1 protein-coding gene is annotated in these 1,223 nt (G+C 49.6%); it reads right to left on the bottom strand.

The genetic code is table 11. The annotated features are described in order from the left end of the window. Nucleotides 1-1,223, bottom strand: a 1,223-nt coding sequence (locus IQQ51_RS27545) for a glycoside hydrolase family 18 protein (RefSeq protein ID WP_265584333.1), incomplete at both ends; no start/stop codon positions are given.

The following is a 1,223-nucleotide window of genomic DNA, read 5'->3' as shown; positions in this document are numbered from 1 at the left end:
CGCCTTCACCCGTACCCGCTGAACATTCAGATTGGTTTGGCAGTGCTGCTCGGCCCCAAAGACCATTCTCACCACCCGTTACGCCTTGCCAACCACGAGTGTAGTAAGGCACACCGATGTTAATACGGCCTGCTGGCATAGAACCACGGAAGTAATGGTAAGCCCAATCCGTGTTCAGATAACCAATACCACCGTAAGCCGCCGTGCCGTAAACGTTCCATTGCGCTAGCTCTGAATCTTTACCTGTATCAAACAACGCTGCGTTATGACCTACGTGATCGTTCCACGCACCGTGAAGGTCGTAAGACATGATGTTCACGTAATCGAGGTACTTGGTTACATCGAATGTTTCCATACCGCGTAACAGGTAACCAGAAGAAGGCGCCGCGATCGTTAACATGTAGTGATTGCCATCTTGCGAAGAGGCTGCATCAAGCTTCTCACGTAGCACTTTCATCAACACTTGGTACGAAGCCCATAGGTATTGACGACGCGGCTCCATGAAGTCTTTGTCGTATGGATTACCGGCACCTGCCATTGAGGTTGGGTATTCGTAATCGATATCCAGACCATCGAACTGGTATTTACGCAACATTTCAACCGCGGAAGTGGCGAATGTTTCGATACCTTGATGATTGATAGAGCCATCGGCATTGGTTGTCATTGTGTAGAAACCGCCATCAGCCACTCGACTGCCGTCAGTCGCGAAGTGACCACCGGTTTCTGCCCAACCACCGATTGAGATTAGCGTTTTCACGCCATGTTTTTTCTTCGCTGTCGCTAATGCACCAAAGTGACCTTTGAAGCCTAATGCAGGATCAACTTCCACACCCGGCCACTCTTTGCCAACCGCTGCGTTTTCAGGATCATTCACATCACCGACGTTTACTTTGCCATCTGAGCCGATGCTCACAAAAGCGTAGTTAATGTGTGTGAGTTGTTCCCAAGGGATGTCATTTACTAAGTAAGCCGCTTGTGGGTCATCCCCTGCACGCCAACTTGTGAAGTAACCAATAACACGACGTGGGTGATCCGCGCCCATTTTCTCACGACCTTCATCATCGTAAATCGTACAGTAAGGAACATCGACACCTTGAGTTTGATATAAGCCATCAGGGCGACATGTGCTCACTGTTGGAGCGCCATTCACAGTCAACGATGCCAACGCAGAATCTGCAGTCGCACCTTGGTCGTCTGTTGCTTTTGCGTAAACCGCTAAAGAA

This window comes from Vibrio sp. OPT18, from assembly GCF_015163615.1.
Lineage (GTDB): Bacteria > Pseudomonadota > Gammaproteobacteria > Enterobacterales > Vibrionaceae > Vibrio > Vibrio coralliirubri.
The sequence above is the reverse complement of the archived record's forward strand: the minus strand, read 5'-3'. Positions and strand labels throughout refer to the sequence as shown.